The organism is Trichormus sp. NMC-1 (assembly GCF_001858025.1).
Classification (GTDB): Bacteria; Cyanobacteriota; Cyanobacteriia; order Cyanobacteriales; family Nostocaceae; genus Anabaena.
Genome location: NZ_LZQD01000001.1, coordinates 1,165,502 through 1,183,487, shown reverse-complemented (window position 1 = coordinate 1,183,487; position 17,986 = coordinate 1,165,502). Strand labels below are relative to the sequence as shown.

The 17,986-nt window shown below is 40.7% G+C and carries 15 protein-coding genes and 1 pseudogene; 10 read left to right on the top strand and 6 right to left on the bottom strand.

Going from position 1 to position 17,986, the window contains the following annotated elements; genetic code table 11:
- The first annotated feature begins 171 nt into the window (after positions 1-171).
- The 6 genes from A9Y75_RS05345 to A9Y75_RS05320 all read left to right on the top strand — a co-directional run bounded on the left by A9Y75_RS05345 (position 172) and on the right by A9Y75_RS05320 (position 6,257).
- Positions 172-1,308 carry a glycosyltransferase gene (locus A9Y75_RS05345; protein WP_071188832.1) on the top strand — a complete coding sequence of 379 codons (1,137 nt, stop codon included), beginning with the start codon at positions 172-174 and terminating at the stop codon, positions 1,306-1,308.
- 118 nt (positions 1,309-1,426) lie between these two features.
- Positions 1,427-2,185 carry a sugar transferase gene (locus tag A9Y75_RS05340; RefSeq protein ID WP_071188489.1) on the top strand — a complete coding sequence of 253 codons (759 nt, stop codon included), beginning with the start codon at positions 1,427-1,429 and terminating at the stop codon, positions 2,183-2,185.
- Positions 2,186-2,723: 538 nt separating this feature from the next.
- Entirely contained in the window at positions 2,724-3,803 is a 1,080-nt protein-coding gene (gene gmd / locus A9Y75_RS05335) for a GDP-mannose 4,6-dehydratase (RefSeq protein WP_071188488.1), read from the top strand.
- A gap of 23 nt (positions 3,804-3,826) precedes the next feature.
- Positions 3,827-4,771, top strand: a complete 945-nt coding sequence (locus tag A9Y75_RS05330; protein ID WP_071188831.1) for a GDP-L-fucose synthase — start codon at positions 3,827-3,829, stop codon at positions 4,769-4,771.
- A gap of 46 nt (positions 4,772-4,817) precedes the next feature.
- Positions 4,818-5,390, top strand: a complete 573-nt coding sequence (locus A9Y75_RS05325) for a 5-formyltetrahydrofolate cyclo-ligase (RefSeq protein WP_071188487.1) — start codon at positions 4,818-4,820, stop codon at positions 5,388-5,390.
- Positions 5,391-5,420: 30 nt separating this feature from the next.
- Positions 5,421-6,257 (top strand): carbohydrate ABC transporter permease, encoded by an 837-nt coding sequence (locus A9Y75_RS05320; protein ID WP_071188486.1) that lies wholly within the window; start codon positions 5,421-5,423, stop codon positions 6,255-6,257.
- Positions 6,258-6,327: 70 nt separating this feature from the next.
- On the opposite strand, the gene A9Y75_RS05315 is transcribed toward A9Y75_RS05320, so the two are convergent.
- From A9Y75_RS05315 to A9Y75_RS05300, 4 genes and pseudogenes are all read right to left on the bottom strand, one after another.
- Complete coding sequence (locus A9Y75_RS05315) at positions 6,328-7,035, bottom strand: sugar transferase (RefSeq protein ID WP_071188485.1); 708 nt, start codon at positions 7,033-7,035, stop codon at positions 6,328-6,330.
- A 424-nt stretch (positions 7,036-7,459) separates the two neighbouring features.
- A pseudogene (locus A9Y75_RS05310) lies at positions 7,460-8,131 on the bottom strand (hypothetical protein); the annotation flags it as partial.
- Positions 8,067-8,567, bottom strand: coding sequence for a hypothetical protein (locus A9Y75_RS05305; RefSeq protein ID WP_071188483.1), 501 nt, complete (start codon positions 8,565-8,567; stop codon positions 8,067-8,069). The pseudogene A9Y75_RS05310 and the gene A9Y75_RS05305, both read right to left, overlap by 65 nt.
- 7 nt (positions 8,568-8,574) lie before the next feature.
- On the bottom strand, positions 8,575-12,030 hold the full coding sequence (locus tag A9Y75_RS05300; protein WP_236721330.1) for a hypothetical protein: 3,456 nt from the start codon (positions 12,028-12,030) through the stop codon (positions 8,575-8,577).
- A gap of 360 nt (positions 12,031-12,390) precedes the next feature.
- Here A9Y75_RS05300 and A9Y75_RS05295 point away from each other — a divergent pair, with 360 nt between their 5' ends.
- From A9Y75_RS05295 to cobT, 3 genes are all read left to right on the top strand, one after another.
- On the top strand, positions 12,391-13,089 hold the full coding sequence (locus A9Y75_RS05295) for a Crp/Fnr family transcriptional regulator (RefSeq protein WP_071188482.1): 699 nt from the start codon (positions 12,391-12,393) through the stop codon (positions 13,087-13,089).
- A gap of 13 nt (positions 13,090-13,102) precedes the next feature.
- Positions 13,103-13,837, top strand: a complete 735-nt coding sequence (locus A9Y75_RS05290; RefSeq protein ID WP_071188481.1) for a DUF2232 domain-containing protein — start codon at positions 13,103-13,105, stop codon at positions 13,835-13,837.
- Between the two features lie 437 nt (positions 13,838-14,274).
- Positions 14,275-15,411: a nicotinate mononucleotide-dependent phosphoribosyltransferase CobT gene (gene cobT, locus A9Y75_RS05285; RefSeq protein ID WP_071188480.1), complete on the top strand. Its 1,137-nt coding sequence runs from the start codon at positions 14,275-14,277 to the stop codon at positions 15,409-15,411.
- Positions 15,412-15,415: 4 nt separating this feature from the next.
- Here the strand turns inward: cobT and A9Y75_RS05280 are convergent, their stop codons facing one another.
- Positions 15,416-15,790 (bottom strand): hypothetical protein, encoded by a 375-nt coding sequence (locus A9Y75_RS05280; protein ID WP_071188479.1) that lies wholly within the window; start codon positions 15,788-15,790, stop codon positions 15,416-15,418.
- Positions 15,791-16,095: 305 nt separating this feature from the next.
- Here A9Y75_RS05280 and A9Y75_RS05275 point away from each other — a divergent pair, with 305 nt between their 5' ends.
- Positions 16,096-17,247, top strand: coding sequence for an extracellular solute-binding protein (locus tag A9Y75_RS05275; protein WP_071188478.1), 1,152 nt, complete (start codon positions 16,096-16,098; stop codon positions 17,245-17,247).
- Positions 17,248-17,434: 187 nt separating this feature from the next.
- Here A9Y75_RS05275 and A9Y75_RS05270 read toward each other — a convergent pair whose 3' ends face one another.
- Positions 17,435-17,974: a hypothetical protein gene (locus A9Y75_RS05270; protein WP_071188477.1), complete on the bottom strand. Its 540-nt coding sequence runs from the start codon at positions 17,972-17,974 to the stop codon at positions 17,435-17,437.
- Between the last annotated feature and the right edge of the window lie 12 nt (positions 17,975-17,986).

The following is a 17,986-nucleotide window of genomic DNA, read 5'->3' as shown; positions in this document are numbered from 1 at the left end:
TATTTTGAAAATCACCCTCGTCTTTGAGGTTATCAGGTTGGCGCATCATCTCGGAACATCTTTTCCTAAAATTGCATCTTCTGCTTAACCAAGAACAGCCCAACTTACTCATCAACTCAAAATTCAAAATTCAATAACTTCACTTTTGCCCCCTTGCCCCCTACATTAACTGTGTCCTTGAAATATGCTCTCATTCATGAATGGCTGACACCTAAAGCCACAGGTGGTTCAGAACTCGTCGTCCGGGAAATTTTAAATCACATTGATGCTGATTTATATGCCCTTATAGATTTTGAATCCAGTAATCCTGAAAGTTATCTATACAAGCATCAGATTGGGACAACGTTTCTCCAACACTTCCCATTAGCCCACAAAGGTGTACAAAAATATTTGCCTTTGTTACCATTGGCAATCGAACAATTAGATTTGCGGCCATATGACGTAATTCTGTCTTCATCCCATGCCGTTGCCAAAGGCATCCTGACTACTCCTGATCAATTGCACATCTGTTATTGTCATAGTCCAATGCGCTATGCTTGGGACTTGACTTTTGATTATCTAGACCAAAGCAAACTAGGAAAAGGCTGGATTGGGTGGATGACAAGATATCTATTGCATAGTTTGCGTCAATGGGATGTATTGAGTGCAAACCGTGTTGATTACTTCATTGCCAACTCACAGCATACAGCTAGGCGCATTTGGCGTTGCTATCGGCGAGAAGCAGAAGTCATTTACCCACCAGTAAATATCGAAGACTGTCCTTTTTTAGCTGACAAAGAGGACTTTTATCTCATCGTTTCCCGATTAGTAAGTTATAAACAAGTATCCTTGATTGTTCAAGCTTTTAATCAGCTAAAACGACCATTGGTGGTAATTGGTACAGGTCCTGAAATGAAAAAGCTGCGTGAGATAGCAAATCCTCATATCCAAATACTGGGATGGCAACCCGATGATATGGTAAAAAAATATATGGCTCGTGCTAAAGCATTTGTGTATGCAGCTTGTGAAGATTTTGGCATTGCCTTAGTGGAGGCGCAAGCTTGTGGAACTCCAGTGATTGCTTATGGTGCGGGAGGTGCTTTAGAAACTGTACGGGATATTCGTACCTGTGTAGATACAGGAACAGGTATTTTCTTCAGAGAACAAACAGTAGCAGCTTTAGTGGAGGCAGTAGAAAAGTTTGAAGTCTATGAGGATTTTTTCAATTACGAGTATATACGATTACACTCTACTCGTTTTTCTAGACAAGTCTTCGCAGAGCGCTATCTAGCTTTTTTGAATCAATGTCAAGAAAAAAGACTTTCTTGAGAGGGATGGTCTGGATTTTTGGATTTCTTTTGCAGGCTTTTGGGAATTTTTCCCCAGAATCAATGCCTTTTAGCTTTAAGATCGGGACTATGTGTGGTGTGGATTATTAAGGAGTATGATGACTGCCCAGAGCTCACTCCTCTCCGGCAAGCGATACCCACGTAAAGATGCCAATGCTTCGACGCATACTTTAACAAAACGTGGTCAAAAAAATAAACCGCCAAAGGTACAACCTAGAGGTTTGTCTTTTCAGGGTTTAAACGGAGAGTTTGCCAAACGACTGTTTGATATTTTATTTTCGCTGTCGGTCTTGATCTTGTTTTTCCCGCTTTACATAATTTTGACCTTACTGATTGCTGTCAGTTCAGAAGGTCCAATTTTTTATGTCCAAGAAAGAGTTGGTAAAAACTATCGCCGCTTTAATTGTATTAAATTTCGCACTATGGTCAGCAATGCAGACGAAATTCTCGTCCAAATGATGGAAACGTCCCCAGAGTTGCGTCAAGAATTTTCCAATACTTTTAAGCTCAAAAAAGACCCCCGCATTACCAAAATTGGTCACTTCTTGCGAATTACCAGCTTGGACGAATTTCCCCAGTTTTGGAACGTTTTAACAGGGGATATGAGTGTTGTTGGTCCCCGTCCCTTAGTCGCGGAAGAATTACCAAAATATGGCTGTCACATCGATCAGATTCTCACCATCCGTCCGGGAATTACTGGATTATGGCAAGTGTCTGGACGTAATGATATTCCTTATCCCCGGAGAGTCCAAATAGATCTGCACTATGCCAAATTTAGGACCTTTTGGCTAGATTTATGGATCATCTTAAAAACCATTGATGTTGTCATCGTGCCTAAAAATAACGGAGCATACTAAAAAAAGACTCATAGCTTATCTGGGGGCGTGAGTTGCTCTACAGATAAGCTGTTGTGCTGGATAGACAGGAAAATGCGGATACGAGGATATTCTTATGTAGCTTTAATCGAGTGAACTGATATAGCATCTGCCAGAGTAATTAGGGCAATCTTAAATTGTGGAATTCTTGTCAGACAAAAGTTTTAAGCCCCTGACTGTAACTGCTAACCTTTGCTGTAAGTAGTACAGCTTGCTGTGGAGAAGAGTTCCATTATTTACACAGACTTCACAAAAACCAAGAATTAATGAACTTTCGACAAAGATTTGCAGAATTATAGAATTATACTAACGATTCTGATTTACATAAAAATTATCTGAATTATCTGGCTTGTTAAAATACTGTACATTATGTATAATAATCTACATTTATATTGTAATAGTAACTCAAACTTTTAAGTTTATTATTAGACAATTTTGGCCATTAGCTGCTAACTTATCTCAGATGAACTGTAACTTTCCAATCTCCAATAACATTTACAACAAAAAGGAATAATTAGGCATGATGCAACAAAAGCGAGCGTTGATTACTGGTATCACTGGTCAAGATGGTTCTTATCTGAGTGAGTTTTTGCTAGAAAAAGGTTATGAAGTTCACGGTATTATTCGCCGGACTTCTACCTTTAACACAGACCGTATTGATCATATTTACGAAGATCCTCATAAAGAAGACGTAAAGTTGCTGCTTCACTATGGTGACTTGACAGACGGTACTACCTTGCGCCGAATTTTAGAAGAAGTCAAACCTACAGAAATTTATAACTTGGGCGCGCAATCTCATGTGAGAGTCAGCTTTGATTCACCAGAATATACAGTAGATGCAGTAGGAATGGGAACTCTACGTTTGTTAGAAGCCATTCGGGACTACCAGCAGCGCACCGGAATTCAAGTGCGTTTTTACCAAGCAGGGTCCTCGGAAATGTATGGTTTAGTCCAAGCTGTACCACAAAGCGAGACAACACCGTTTTATCCTCGCAGTCCCTATGCTTGTGCTAAAGTTTATGCTCACTGGCAAACAGTGAACTATCGTGAATCTTACAACTTGTTTGCTTGCAACGGCATTCTGTTTAATCATGAATCACCACGTCGGGGTGAAACCTTTGTTACTCGCAAAATCACCAGAGCAGTCGCCCGCATCTTTGCTGGTAAACAGAAAAGCATTTATATGGGCAATTTAGATGCCAAGCGAGATTGGGGTTATGCCAAAGATTACGTACAAGCAATGTGGTTGATGTTGCAGCAAGACCAGCCAGATGATTACGTGATTGCTACTGGAGAAACTCACTCAGTACGAGAGTTTTTGGAATTGGCATTTGGTTATGTGAATCTTAAATGGGAAGATTATGTAGAGTTTGACGAGCGTTATTTGCGTCCCTCGGAAGTAGATTTGTTAATTGGTGACCCCACGAAAGCGCAGCAAAAGTTAGGCTGGAAAACTTCAGTAACTTTTCCAGAACTTGTATCCTTGATGGTAGAAGGTGATTTACAAGCTTTGGGTTACACATCTCCCAATGGAAATGGTTCACAACAGCCCCATGATATTGCTACTATTCGTCAGGAACTAGGCACTCTCCACTTTTGATTCAAACTGCCAAGGATAAAACTATGACAGCTTTAGAACTAAAAAATAAACGGATTCTGGTAACAGGTGGAGCAGGATTTCTAGGTCGTCAGGTGATAGATCAGCTGTGTCAGGCTGGGGCTGACCGTGAGAAAATTACTGTACCGCGATCGCGCGACTGCGATCTCAGGGTTTGGGAAAATAGCCAACGTGCAGTCGAGCAGCAAGATATTGTGATTCACTTAGCGGCTCATGTTGGTGGTATCGGTCTTAACCGCGAAAAACCCGGCGAGTTATTTTACGATAACTTGATCATGGGTACGCACTTGATTCACGCTGCCTATCAAGCTGGAATCGAAAAATTTGTCTGTGTAGGCACTATCTGTGCCTATCCCAAATTTACTCCAGTCCCATTCAAAGAAGATGACATCTGGAATGGCTATCCAGAAGAAACCAATGCTCCTTATGGAGTTGCCAAGAAAGCGCTGTTAGTGCAATTGCAATCTTACCGCCAGCAGTATGGCTTTAATGGTATTTACCTGTTACCAGTGAATCTATACGGCCCTGAAGATAACTTTGACCCCAAGAGTTCCCACGTGATTCCGGCGTTAATTCGTAAGGTACATGAAGCCCAAATTAAGGGAGAAAAGCAACTTCCAGTTTGGGGTGATGGTTCTCCTACCCGCGAGTTTCTCTACTCAGTAGATGCTGCAAGGGGTATTGTTATGGGTACGACATCCTATAACGAATCTGAACCGGTTAATTTGGGAACAGGTTATGAAATATCCATCCGTGATTTGATTAATCTGATTGTGAAATTGATGGAATTTGAAGGTGAGATTGTTTGGGAAACTGACCAGCCAAATGGTCAACCCCGACGCTGTTTAGATACTGAACGGGCAAAGCAAGCCTTTGGTTTCACGGCTCAGGTAGGCTTTGAGGAAGGGTTAAAAAATACAATTGAGTGGTACCGACAAAACGCCGCTTAGTTAGTTATCAGGTAGGGCATAGCCCCTACCCCCTGATTTTGGTTTCATGAACAACATTGATACTCAACTAAATAAAGCCAAGCTACGACGTACTCTGATCAAAACGCGACAAGCCATGTCTGTTGTTGAGTGGAGAGAAAAGAGCGATCGCATTTCCTCTAATTTACAAAACTCTCTATTATTTACTCAATCTACTACCATTCTCGCTTTTTTTAGCTTTCGTCAAGAACCTGACTTGAGTTTACTGTTTACTAACTCAGAAAAACGTTGGAGTTTTCCCCGTTGTGTTGGTAAATCCCTAGTTTGGCATTTTTGGCAACCTGAAGACGTTATTAATACAGGTGCTTATGGTATTCGTGAACCACACCCAGAAGCACGAATAATTGATATTGAAGAAGTAGATTTAATTCTTGTTCCCTGTGTGGGTTGTGATGTTCAAGGATATCGCTTGGGTTATGGTGGGGGATATTATGACCGATGTTTGAGTTCTCCTGATTGGGCTAAAAAACCAACTATGGGGATAGTTTTTGATTTTGCCTATTTACCTCAACTCCCCGTAGATAGTTGGGATCAGCCTTTACAAGCAGTGGTGACGGAAAATGGGTTGATGAGGAGTTGAACAATTAAAAATTAAAAATTAAAAATTAAAATGCTGAACTTAAAAGAATCACGCCTGCAAACGTTATTAATTTATGGAATACTAGGAGCGATCGCAATTGTTACCCTTTTCCCTCTGCTATGGCTAATTAGCACAGCTTTAAAATCGCCCACAGAAAACATCCTACAATCACCGCCGCAATTATTACCCAGTCAACCCACATTAGACAACTTCTCTCGTGTGTGGGAATCCTTACCCTTTGGTCAGTACCTATATAACAGTACCTTAGTGGCTGTACTAACTGTGGGATTGAATCTACTATTTTGTGCTTTAGCCGCTTATCCCTTAGCCAGATTATCATTTGTGGGGCGAGACGGAATCTTTATTGCCATAGTCTCGACAATCATGATTCCCTTCCAAATCGTCATGATTCCCCTTTATATCTTGACAGTTCAGTTAGGGTTGAGAAATAGTTATTTAGGAATAATTTTTCCCAGTTTAGCATCAGCCTTCGGGATTTTTTTATTGCGACAGGCTTTTATGAGTGTGCCTAAAGAAATAGAAGAAGCTGCCCGCTTAGATGGTAGTTCAGAATTAGGATTGTGGTGGCATATAATGTTGCCAGCTATTCGCCCAGCACTCATAACCCTAGCTATTTTTGTATTTATTGGTGCTTGGAGTGACTTTTTGTGGCCTTTAATTGTCATCCAAGATGAGAGTTTATATACTTTACCCTTGGGAGTGGCTAAACTAGCGGGTACGTTTTCTCTAGATTGGCGATTAGTAGCTGCTGGGTCAATAATTTCTATTGCTCCAGTGTTGCTATTATTTTTATTTTTACAGCGGTATATCGTACCTACTGATAGTGGTAGCGGCGTAAAGGGTTAATTAACGGTTAATATCGTTTGCAGATCAACAGTTTAATTTGATTGTGCTGACTTACTTCACTAATTAGTTTCTAATAAGCACCATTTCTATTTAAAACTACCCAGATAGTTTTAAACATTAGCATCAAGTCATAAGTGATAGACCACTTACTTTGATAATCTAAATCCATACTGACAATAGATTCAAAGTCCTTAATTTGGGAACGACCATGAGTCTGCCACTCTCCAGTAATGCCGGGTTTAACTCGCAATCTATCCCAGTGATGTGGTTCATAGTGAATGACTTCATCAGGAGTGGGTGGACGAGTGCCTACTATGCTCATATCTCCCATTAAGACATTCCAAAATTGAGGGAGTTCATCTAAGCTACTGCGTCGCAGAAACTTACCCAAAGGAGTAATACGAGGATCATCTGTAGATTTAAAGATATGGCCTTGGGCTTGATTTTTGACTAGAGATTTGAGTTTATCTGCATTAACCACCATAGAACGGAACTTCCAGATCTGAAAGGTCTGTCCGTTAAGTCCACAGCGGATTTGGGAATACAATATTGGACCTGGATCACTACATAAGGTAGCAATTGCTATGGGAAGTGCGACTAGGGATGTAATTATTAAACCAACAATGGCTCCGAGAATATCAATTAATCTTTTTGTAGTACTAGTAGTTGATGGGTGAAGTGACTGTGATGATACATCAATAACAGTCAGATGGTTGAGGATACTTAAATTAGCCACAGTATAACTTTTGGTTTTATTTCTAAGAGTAGACAGGGACACAATTTATGTTGATCTTTTGCATCTTTTGCGGGCGAAAGCAGATTTCAATTAAATTTATAATGATCATAAGTAATTGTTCACACCATAAAAAGCAAAACTATAGAACTTTATACAATCTTTTCATTAAGCCAAGGTATTTTAAAGTTTTGATGTTTTTTATATAATAAAAGTTATGGCAGGGAAGAGAGAATATAAAACGTGTTATGGGGTTAGAAGTGTTTCTGTGTCTGAGTTTTCTGCTCAGTATAATTACTAATTTACCCGGTAAATACTCTAAAACCAAATGTTAAAAATATACGCCTACTTTTGGGTATAAGGTGTTTGTACTCAAAAGTAGGCGTTATTAATACGGTGCAGTTATGTTTCTTTAAATCACATGAGCACTCCTTTTATATATTTCTTTTGGAAGATGTTTTTGGGAAAATTAATGGGGAGGATTTGCAGTGAAGGCAAAATTAACTGTATATGGTTCTTCTAGTGATTGCAGACTACTAGCTTTGATAGCATCGAGATAGCGACGCAGAGACAAAAGTTGTTGATAATTCGGTCGATAAGTAAGATTTCCTTGTTTTTCAAAAAGTGGTGCAGCTGCGATCGCTTGATAATCTAGATTTTCCTGGGAGCTTTTGGTCAACCAAATAGAATCTAAAGGCATTCCCGTAGTATCTGAATTAGGTAGCCTTTTCGACAGAACAGTAGGTATTAATCCTGGAGGTAATTCACCTTCCAAGAAAGCCAGTAGTCGCTGTTGACAAGTGCGGGTATTGATGCCACGACTTTCAAATAATTGCAGAACTTCACCAAAAGATAGGGAACGTATAGTTGATGCCTCCGGCACGCTACCGCGAACACCGTGCGAGCTATCAGGTAAAAGCTTCAGCAATTCAGTAAACAGGAAATAATCAGTGTACTGTTGTCTGGGCATTTCTAAAACCTGGTGATGCAGAGGCAACAAAGCCAGTCCATAGGCAACCCGACTACAATTAGGAGCGCCGTTTTCACCCAGATCTAAATCCTGAATAATCTTGGCGTTAGGAAGTTTTTGCCTTAACCAACGGTTGACTGTACCCACAGATGCCACTCCGCCAGAGAGAATTCTGGTTCTGTTCATCTGTGGCAGAACTGGGAGGATTAGAACCGGTTTGTTTCAAATGAGGTGTTAGACTTGGTATTAAGCGACTTATTAAAACTTGTAAAAATTCGGCGATTATCTGCTCTTGATTTGCTAACTGCTGCGCTAAGGAGTAGTTTTGCAGTCGCTTTTGTTCTAGCTGCCTAATTTCTTGCACAAGAGTCGCTCTCTCTTGCAACAGTCCTGATAATTCCGCTTGCAAGGGCTGAAGCAAAAATAAAAGTTCATCTTTTAATTGTCCAGCGACAACATTGCTCTGTTCCTCTTGGGTTTGATTATAATGTGATGCTGATTGATTATTCTCCTGCTCCACAAATCGTGCCAATAAAGAGGATAGTGGTTGTGTAGCGTACTGCTTGGGGGTGCTGTCTTCAGATACTTCAGTTTCGGTGAGTTTCATCAGAAAGTCACGAACTCGGTGTAAAACTTCCAGGAGCCACTAATAACTTATTGAGTTCGCGATTGAGACGACGTACAAATGGCACAAATACTTGGCTCTCTAAATCCCGTCGCTGCAATACCCACAAGCTGTCAGCTAATTCTAGAGTAAAAGATTCTTGGTGTTGCAAAATCAGTTTCAGGGCGGTAGCAGCCTCTAACAGAGCTTGTCCTAACAGAGAACTTTCTAACCGCTGCTGAAAGCGAATGCGGGCAGCAAGATCTGGTTCTCCAACTCGTGGTAGTTCTAATGCTTCCAACCCCAAACTAGACAAGTGCAGCTGATCTAAACCAGGAATAGAGGGTTGCCAATGCCTTTGAGTAGGATTACTGATTCCTGTGTTGCTATTGGCCTGCGCTTGCTCACGGGGTTGACGAGATTTTGGTGGTAGCAGTAACTGACAGATAATATCCTGCTCAATGCCTTTACCCGCATAGGCAAAACTGTGGAGCATAAAATCTCTGTATGTTAATTGGCTTAAGTCACCTGGTAAATCAACCAGTACCATTTCTGTTGAGGTTGCGCCAATATTCAGTGCCAGAGTGTTACCCAAAAGAAGATGTTCGCTAGTTTTTAAAGGACGCAAACCCTGATTTTCACTCAATTGGACTGGTTGAGAATCACCGCTATCAAGTTCTGGGAGTAAACTAGCGATCGCTTCCTCAACAAAAAATACTTGTTGGGCATGGGAGACAAGTTTACTAGTGAGAATAGCTTCCCGCACATTGAACCGATATTGTTCTAACCAATTAGAGGGACAAGTACAAACAACACCAGTCAGGTTATTGATGATGTTAGAGAAAGTTTGTGTATCGATCCCCACAGCTTGAGCAATTAAAGCGGGAGTAGTACTGCTTTGCTCAGATTTGAGAGTTAATAGGAGTTTAGAGAGCGATCGCACCACCCAAATCAATGGTCCGGCTGAAAATTCATTTAACTGCAACACAGGTTCCCATTTTTGCTGGGCATTCTTGTAGGGGATAGCTACGTGTAAATAGGGCTTTAAATGGGTAGAATAAAGATGTTGCTTTGGCTCTTCTGGTGATTCATGGAGGGAAGAATTTTGAGCCAGATTGTCAGAGACTTTATCCTTAGCTACAGCCGCAGGTGTTGTCTGCTCAATAGTTTCTGCATGAGGTATAGAAGCCGTAGGTAGATAAACTTCTGCGGGTAAGCGAAATGATTGCTCAAAAACAGTTTCGCCTAGTTGGATTTGTGCTGACCAATAAATAGGATAAACAACGGATCGGGAACGATTCAATAGCGCCGCAGAAATCCCAGTTGTACCCAAATCAATTCCTAAATACCAAATTGAATCCAAATTTGAGACTGTCGCTTCAGAAGTAGCACTCCAATTGTTATTGGTAGGCAAAGAAGCGTCCTGGAAAAAAATTGTCGGTTCCTTTTTTTTTTCAGTTGTTTGATTCAAATCTCCCCCAACTTCCAATTGAGGAATATCCAAATCAGAAACAACAGCAGTTGGTATATTTTCTACTGATTGGCTGCTAGGATTTTCAGTTATCGTCACAACTGTATTGAGAGAATTCTGGAAACTTTCCGAGTGAGTAGGAGACTGTGAGGCAGAATTAAATTGCCAATCAAAGTTAGCCAAATCTCGATTCAATTGCTGCAACTGCTCTTCGTCTAGAACAATGTCCGGTACAATTTGTGCCTCATTATTTTCTAGAGACAGTAAATTTTCCTGGGGTGAAGCGGTAATGTAAGTAGATACCAGTAAATCTTGCGCCTCTGTTGGTATCTCTATTGGCGAGGAGACTATCAGAGTTTCCTCCCCTGTAATTTCTAAATTATCCTCAATGGATAATACTTCTAAAAGTTGTTGGTCACTGCTGGCATCAACCAATAAATCAGTAAGAACTGTAATTGTATCAGTACTATCTGGCAGAGAGTCGAGTAGTGTGGGGGCAGTATCTGTTGTGGTAACTTCGGCTTGTGGCTGTGTATCCTCGGTTAACAACAAGCCTTCCCATAACTCATATGATGGCTCTGTGGACTCTATCAGAGCATGGGGCAGTTCCGTAACGGGATTGCTGCTTTGCTCTAAGATATTTGCATCTTGTTGCCCTGAAATAGCTGAAGATGGAGTTATTTCTGGAGCCGATAACTCAGGTGTGATTATCATCGACTCTTTGGAAATAGTAGAATTTTCAGCACCAAACAAACTCGCATAAAGTTGGTCTACGGCATTAGAAGTCTCTGACTGTAATTGCTCTGGGGTGGTAAGAGCGACAAAATCATCAGAGAAAGAATCATCTGTGGTAATTTCTGACAGTACTGTATCTAGATTCTCCTCAACACCCTCAGACTGCAATTCCTGTGAAGTGGTAACAGCATGGTTTGAAGCCAGAAACTCATCGCTGGCAAGATATGACAGTACTACATCCAGATTCTCTACAGTCTCAGTATCTTCTATTGCAGAAGCAAGATGAGGTGAAGAGTCATCTTCTAACTCAATTAATGGTAAAAGTTGACTTACCACTTCAGTACTAGTTGAAACTGGCTCTACCTCTAATTCAGTATCTACCCCAGAAAATAAAGTCTGGGTATCTGGGGATTGTTGTTGTAAATACTGGGTCAAATTATTCAAAAAGTTTACCATCAACTGTTCACCTTGTATCCCCTGGCTGTGCATTCTCGTCAGTGCTTGAGATAGGGATTGATGATAGGAGTTGATGTTACGCTCTAGTGAACCAAAGACAACATTAACAGTGCCATCTAGTGACAACAAGCGTTGATCCAATTCTGTTGCCAGACTAGCTAACCTGTCTACCCCCTCCGCTGATTCTAAACTAGACGGTATTGGATAAGTACTTACTTCCAGATTCTGGTTCTGTTCATCTGTGGCAGAACTGGGAGGATTAGAACCGGTTTGTTTCAAATGAGGTGTTAGACTTGGTATTAAGCGACTTATTAAAACTTGTAAAAATTCGGCGATTATCTGCTCTTGATTTGCTAACTGCTGCGCTAAGGAGTAGTTTTGCAGTCGCTTTTGTTCTAGCTGCCTAATTTCTTGCACAAGAGTCGCTCTCTCTTGCAACAGTCCTGATAATTCCGCTTGCAAGGGCTGAAGCAAAAATAAAAGTTCATCTTTTAATTGTCCAGCGACAACATTGCTCTGTTCCTCTTGGGTTTGATTATAATGTGATGCTGATTGATTATTCTCCTGCTCCACAAATCGTGCCAATAAAGAGGATAGTGGTTGTGTAGCGTACTGCTTGGGGGTGCTGTCTTCAGATACTTCAGTTTCGGTGAGTTTCATCAGAAAGTCACGAACTCGGTGTAAAACTTCTTTGTCTTCGGTCCCTTGACCAGACAGTAGCTTCGACAAACGGTTGCCACTATTGGCAAGTAAGTTGTCAATATCTGCGATCAGGTTGTGAATTTCATCTGCACGGGAAGTCACGTTAAATTACCTTAGCTAAAAATGTACTGTGATTCTTATGGTATTTAAAATTGCCTAAATTCTCAGTAGCAAAAGTTATTGCTCTGACTTCTGACGGCAATTATGTGATGAATTACTGGGAGATGCAACTGCATCATCAGGGTTAATAGTTATTTTTGTCATGCTGCACTGGAGGAAAGTAATTGCCGATCACTGAAATTTATAGATTAAGATGAAGATTGCTGAGAAAAAACTATATTGTCGTTTTCTTGTGTAACATAGTTTAGTTTCCTCTTGAAAAGCGGCTGTTATTTGATAGCTTATTTTTAAAACAGCGATCTTGCTTGTTGTATTGATAGCAGCTTTAATAAATATGTCCTAATGGAAGATCGATATAGCTTGCAGACAACCGCTCATGGTTGGATAACTTCAGCACCCTTTTTTCAAGGTTTGCCTGAATCGATTGTTGAAAAAGCCCTCACCCATCTTGTTACTCGTACTCACCCAGCCAATCAAGTGATTCTGCTAGAAAATGACTGGGGTGGTTCTGTGTATTTTGTTGTGGATGGATGGGTAAAAATCCGCACATATAATTTAGAAGGTAAAGAGGTAACACTAAATATTATTGGCCAAGGAGAATTATTTGGGGAAATGGCGGCACTCGATGAAGTTCCGCGCTCTACGGATGTAATTACTCTAACTCCAACGATGATTGGCAGTATGCCTGCTCAAGATTTTGTGAAGTTATTAAATACAGAACCTTTGGCAGGACTGAGATTAGCACAACTAATGGCACGTCGGTTACGGCAAGTAAATCGGCGATTACGTCTGCGGGAATCGGATAGTCAATCGCGGGTGGCAGATACTATACTATTTTTAGCAGAAGGACAGGGAAAAAGAGGGGACACTGGCACGGAAATTCCCAATTTACCTCACCGGGAATTGAGTAGTTTGAGTGGACTGGCACGGGAAACAGTGACACGAGTATTGACAAGACTGGAAAAAAAAGGCTTGATTGTACGGGATCAAGATATTATGTGTATTCCCGATTTGTCAGCTTTAGAAAAAATGATAATTTAACACCTCGTTCAGTATGGGTATTTTAGATTCTGTGCCAGATGAACCGGAGGAAGATACATCGCCTGAATCTTCACTTTCTAGTCATCAGTTAGATCAACAAGAGCCGTTAACCCGACCTTTTCTCAAGGTTGATGCTCCTTTGAGGATGGTAGAAACGGCGTTTTTAGCCAGTACTGCTAGTTTGATATGGTTTATTAATTTTTATTTTCCCTTGGGTCCTGTTTTACGGATCTTTTTTCCAGTACCGATTGCTCTAGTTTACTTGCGCTGGGGTAAACGTGCTGCTTGGATGGCTGCTCTCACCTCTGGCTTACTATTGGCGGTGCTAATGGGGCCTGTTCGCAGTATTTTGTTTGTAATGCCCTTTGGATTGATGGGGGTGCTGTTGGGGGCGACGTGGCATCGTCGAGTACCCTGGATTGTTTCTATCATTTTAGGTATGCTTTTAAGTACTTTGGGGGTATTTTTTCGCTTGTGGTTGCTGTCGGTATTATCGGGTGAAGATTTATGGGTTTATGTAATTACCCAGGTGACAGAAATTATCGAGTGGATATTCCTGAAGTTGGAAATATTGGCAACTCCCAGTGTGTTTGTGATTCAAGTGGGGGCAGTAGTATTAATTGCATTCAACAACCTGATTTACCTATTTGTGGTACATCTGGCAGCATGGTTCTTGTTGGATCGTTTGGGAAATCCGATTCCCCGTCCGCCACGCTGGGTGCAAGTGCTAATGGATTATGAGGGTTAGGGATGGGGAGATGGGGGATGGAGATGGGGAGATGGGGAGATGGGGAGATGGGGAGATGGGGACGCGGTGAGTTTTGAATTATTAGTACAACACGGCGTAAATAAAAGAAGAGATGGGGGGACACGGAGATGGGGACGCGGTGAGTTTTGAATTATTAGTACAACACGGCGTAAATAAAAGAAGAGATGGGGGGACACGGAGATGGGGACGCGGTGAGTTTCGAGGCATTACAAATTAAGGGAAGCATTACTAGTACATAACTGCGTAAATTAACCAACCATTAAAAATTCTCAAAAAGCTTGTGTCGCCTGCTTTTTTAATTTTTAATTAATTAATTTTGGGTGCAAGCCCCCACTGATTGCAATTTTTAATTAATAATTTTTAATTTTTAATTGGAGCATTCGCGCAGCGTCTCGTAGAGAAGCGACTTGACGATAATGATTAAGATTTATACACAAATAAAACAGGGTGAAAAATGGTTACGGCATTATCGCGGTAGTTTACCTGTTTTTGCCTGTATTTTAGGTTTTACAGAAACTGGTTTAATCCCAGGGATTTCCGCAGCAGGTTTGACTCCAGAGGATCGGAAATATACGGCTTGTGCGGATGCTGAATTTTTATATTACGGTGCAGAACATCAGCCCCAATATCCCTTACCACCCTTGACGGCTGGGGCATCTCCTGTGTTAATTTCCCGTGCTGTAGTTGCTGCCCTCAACATCCCATTGTATTTATTTAATGGGGGATTGCTCAAGATTCCGGCTGTGCCAATAATTGATTTAGGTGGTAGCCCTGCTAGGTGTTTAAGTACAGGTGTGGCTCTGGAAATAGCAACGGTAAAACATTTGCTGGAACAGGGGTTGCTGTGGGGTTCTCGACTGAGTGCTGAGATTCCAAATGGGTATGTGATTTTAAGTGAGTGTGTGGTTGGTGGGACGACAACGGCTTTGGCAATTTTATCGGGTTTGGGTATTGATGCCGCCGGAAAAGTCAACAGCAGTCATCCGATTTGTAACCATGAACAAAAGTGGGCGTTGGTGCAAGCAGGTCTAGAAAAAATCCAAAATCCTATAGACCCTTTACAACTTGTGGCAGCGGTAGGAGATCCCATGCAAGTGGTAGTGGCTGGGATGGCGATCGCAGCCAGTCGTCGTTGTGGAGTTTTATTAGCTGGTGGTACACAAATGCTGGCTGTTTATGCTCTGATTCAAGCGATCGCTCAAACTTACTCTTTACCTTGGCAACCAGAAGCAATAGTTGTAGGTACAACCCGTTGGGTAGCAGAAGATCCCACCGGCGGTACAGTTGACTTAGCCCTGAGCTTAGGTAAAAAAACCACAAACCAGGGTAATACAATTCCTCCCCTGTTAGCGACACAATTGAGTTTTGCTGATTCTCATTATCCCCAACTCCAAGCTTATGAGCAGGGTTTTGTGAAGGAAGGTGTTGGTGCAGGAGCCGCTTGTATAGCTGCCTATCTGAGTCACAATTGGCAGCAATATCAACTTTTGGCAGCCATTGAAGACCAACTTCAGCAATTAAGTCATCGTCAAATTATCACCAATAAGCAATGAGCAATTAGTGGATTCTTTCTCGCATTAATTGTTCTTCCAAAGCGGCAATACGATTGTATGCTGCTGTTAATTGCGCTGTCAGTCGTTGGATTTGAATTTCTGGGGTTATTTGCTTATCTCCAGCTTGAAAATTCATGTCTGGACAAATGCTATCTATCAAGATATCTTTATGCTCTAATTCAGAACTAAAACTGATCCGTCCTTTTAACTGGTAACGTTCATTTTCGTTCTTTTCCTGATAATGATCTCTTGCCTGTAGTTGCTCTAAGGCACACACTGATAATCCCTGAGATACTTTCGTGTCAAGTTTTTCAATCACTTGGCAGAGGGCATCCAGTTTCTGGCTTAAAGTCAGTATCTGTTTTTGTAATGGCTCCATTTAATACTCTCGTTTAAAAATAGTTTTTCTATGTTATTCAATTTACCGGCAATCTTAACAATACTTATGATTTATTTAATCTTTCAGATAGTAATCCGAATCATCCCAATTGAGTTGTGATAGCCTGCGTAGTGCAGCCATAGTGACTCGTGGAGGTAGGAGACTTGCAAATGAGAAAATACTCCATTGTTTTTAAGGTAGGTGGGAGAGGGTAGGAAGCAGAGGGAGGAAAATTCAAATAAGCGTTGCAGATCTTTTTTGAAAATTACTTAATATACTAAGTATAGTTACAAATTTCAAAATCAATGGATCGACGGTCTTTTTTACTAGGTACAAGTGGACTAGCAGTTTCTCAACTGCTGATTGGGTGCGCTGGAAAAAACCAGATCCAACTCAACGTGCAGTTATTAAAAGGTTCCATCCCTGGTCAGGTAGTTAATCAATTTCGCAAAAGTCTCAAGTCAAAGGTAGAGTTAAAGTTCTCGCCAATTGATCAGATTAAAAATTTATTTCAGCAATTACAAACTTGGCAGCAACCAAAAGCCGAAAATCAGAAAGGATTGACTCGTTTTCTCCAACTGCTTCCCAATCAAAAAGCACCAAAAGCTAACTTGGTGACATTGGGAGATTATTGGCTCAAAGCTGCGATTGAACAAAAAATAATTCAACCAATAGAAACACAACAGATCAAAGAGTGGTCAAGCTTAAACGAAAAGTGGCAGCAACTTATACAGCGTGACGATCAAGGAAATCTAAATCCGCAAGGAAAAGTTTGGGGTGCGCCTTATCGCTGGGGCAATACAGTAATTGTTTATAATCGTGATAAATTTAAAGAGTTTGATTGGCAACCAAAGGATTGGGACGATTTGTGGCGAAGTGAATTGCGATCGCGTATTTCTCTACTCAATCAGCCCAGAGAAGTCATCGGTTTGGTTTTAAAGAAACTCGGAAAATCTTACAATACAGAAAATATTGACCAAATCCCCTCCCTGGAAACAGAATTACAGGCTTTAAATCAACAGGTAAAATTCTATGATTCTACTACCTACCTAGAACCGCTAATTACTGGAGATACTTGGTTAGCAGTTGGTTGGTCAAGTGACATCCTTCCTATACTAAATCGCTATCCAAAACTCACTACAGTTATTCCCCAATCAGGAACAGCAATTTGGGCAGATTTATGGGTAAGTCCAGCAGGTGTGGCAAAAGAGGCTTTAGCATCTGAATGGATTAATTTTTGTTGGCAACCAAATATAGCTAAACAAATTGCAATCCTCACTAAAAGTAATTCGCCTATTGCCACAAATATTTCTACTGATGAAGTTCAGAAACCATTGCATGACCTTTTATTAAAGAATCAGGAAATATTGGAAAAAAGCGAATTTTTACTGCCATTATCACCGGCAACAACCAAACAGTATGAGTCTCTATTTATAAAAATGAAAAACTTGGGATGATTTACCGGAGGCTCTATCAATACCTTGTCCATTTTTTGTAGGTTGGGTTAAGCGACAGCGCAACCCGACGCATTTGTTGGGTTTTGTACCTCAACCCAACCTACAAATCAAGACTTTTTTCGATTTGGACAAGGTATTGGTAAAGTTCAGATATTAACCGTTTTTAGTATACGAATTATGAATTATTTTAATTTTCCTGAATGACTTGACGTAAGCCTAACCTACTTTGATTGTTCATTTGGATATTGCATAACTCTGGACTATTGCTAAAGTTACAAGTGTAAGTTGCTAAAGGTTCTTGTTGATAATTGAAAACTCGGATATTATAACCAAAATTTCTAGCTATACTGCCCATTTGGTTGACAAAGTTGTAGCGTTCGAGATAGTCTAATAAACTCCAAATTTGCTGGTTTACTATCAAATCAACACGGGCTGATTGTTTTTCAGCTTTTGGATATGCAATCCAGTTATCTAAGAGTTTGTTTTCTGAGTTTTCTTTCGCCCACCATAAACTAGGAACAGTTAATCTTTCTGGGTTAATAGTGTTAGCTGTGATTACCGAACCTTTTGGCCTATTCAATAAATTTAGTTCCAGTGGTGCATCAGAAGGCTGGGGTATATTTTTTGCAATTGAAGGCGGGATTGGTGACAGACAAAAAGTAGTGAGACTCAGGGTTAGTAATAGTGTCAGCGATTTTTGTTTACTGGCTACATTGTATTTAGGCATAACTTAATTCTA

What these genes read in the sequence shown, in the direction of transcription:
- cobT (WP_071188480.1), top strand. Translation starts at nt 14,275, where the DNA reads ATGATTAAGATTTATACACAAATAAAACAGGGTGAAAAATGGTTACGG.
- gmd (WP_071188488.1), top strand. Translation starts at nt 2,724, where the DNA reads ATGATGCAACAAAAGCGAGCGTTGATTACTGGTATCACTGGTCAAGAT.
- A9Y75_RS05270 (WP_071188477.1), bottom strand. Translation starts at nt 17,974, where the DNA reads ATGCCTAAATACAATGTAGCCAGTAAACAAAAATCGCTGACACTATTA.
- A9Y75_RS05275 (WP_071188478.1), top strand. Translation starts at nt 16,096, where the DNA reads ATGGATCGACGGTCTTTTTTACTAGGTACAAGTGGACTAGCAGTTTCT.
- A9Y75_RS05340 (WP_071188489.1), top strand. Translation starts at nt 1,427, where the DNA reads ATGACTGCCCAGAGCTCACTCCTCTCCGGCAAGCGATACCCACGTAAA.
- A9Y75_RS05295 (WP_071188482.1), top strand. Translation starts at nt 12,391, where the DNA reads ATGGAAGATCGATATAGCTTGCAGACAACCGCTCATGGTTGGATAACT.
- A9Y75_RS05330 (WP_071188831.1), top strand. Translation starts at nt 3,827, where the DNA reads ATGACAGCTTTAGAACTAAAAAATAAACGGATTCTGGTAACAGGTGGA.
- A9Y75_RS05325 (WP_071188487.1), top strand. Translation starts at nt 4,818, where the DNA reads ATGAACAACATTGATACTCAACTAAATAAAGCCAAGCTACGACGTACT.
- A9Y75_RS05320 (WP_071188486.1), top strand. Translation starts at nt 5,421, where the DNA reads ATGCTGAACTTAAAAGAATCACGCCTGCAAACGTTATTAATTTATGGA.
- A9Y75_RS05280 (WP_071188479.1), bottom strand. Translation starts at nt 15,790, where the DNA reads ATGGAGCCATTACAAAAACAGATACTGACTTTAAGCCAGAAACTGGAT.
- A9Y75_RS05290 (WP_071188481.1), top strand. Translation starts at nt 13,103, where the DNA reads ATGGGTATTTTAGATTCTGTGCCAGATGAACCGGAGGAAGATACATCG.
- A9Y75_RS05305 (WP_071188483.1), bottom strand. Translation starts at nt 8,567, where the DNA reads ATGAAACTCACCGAAACTGAAGTATCTGAAGACAGCACCCCCAAGCAG.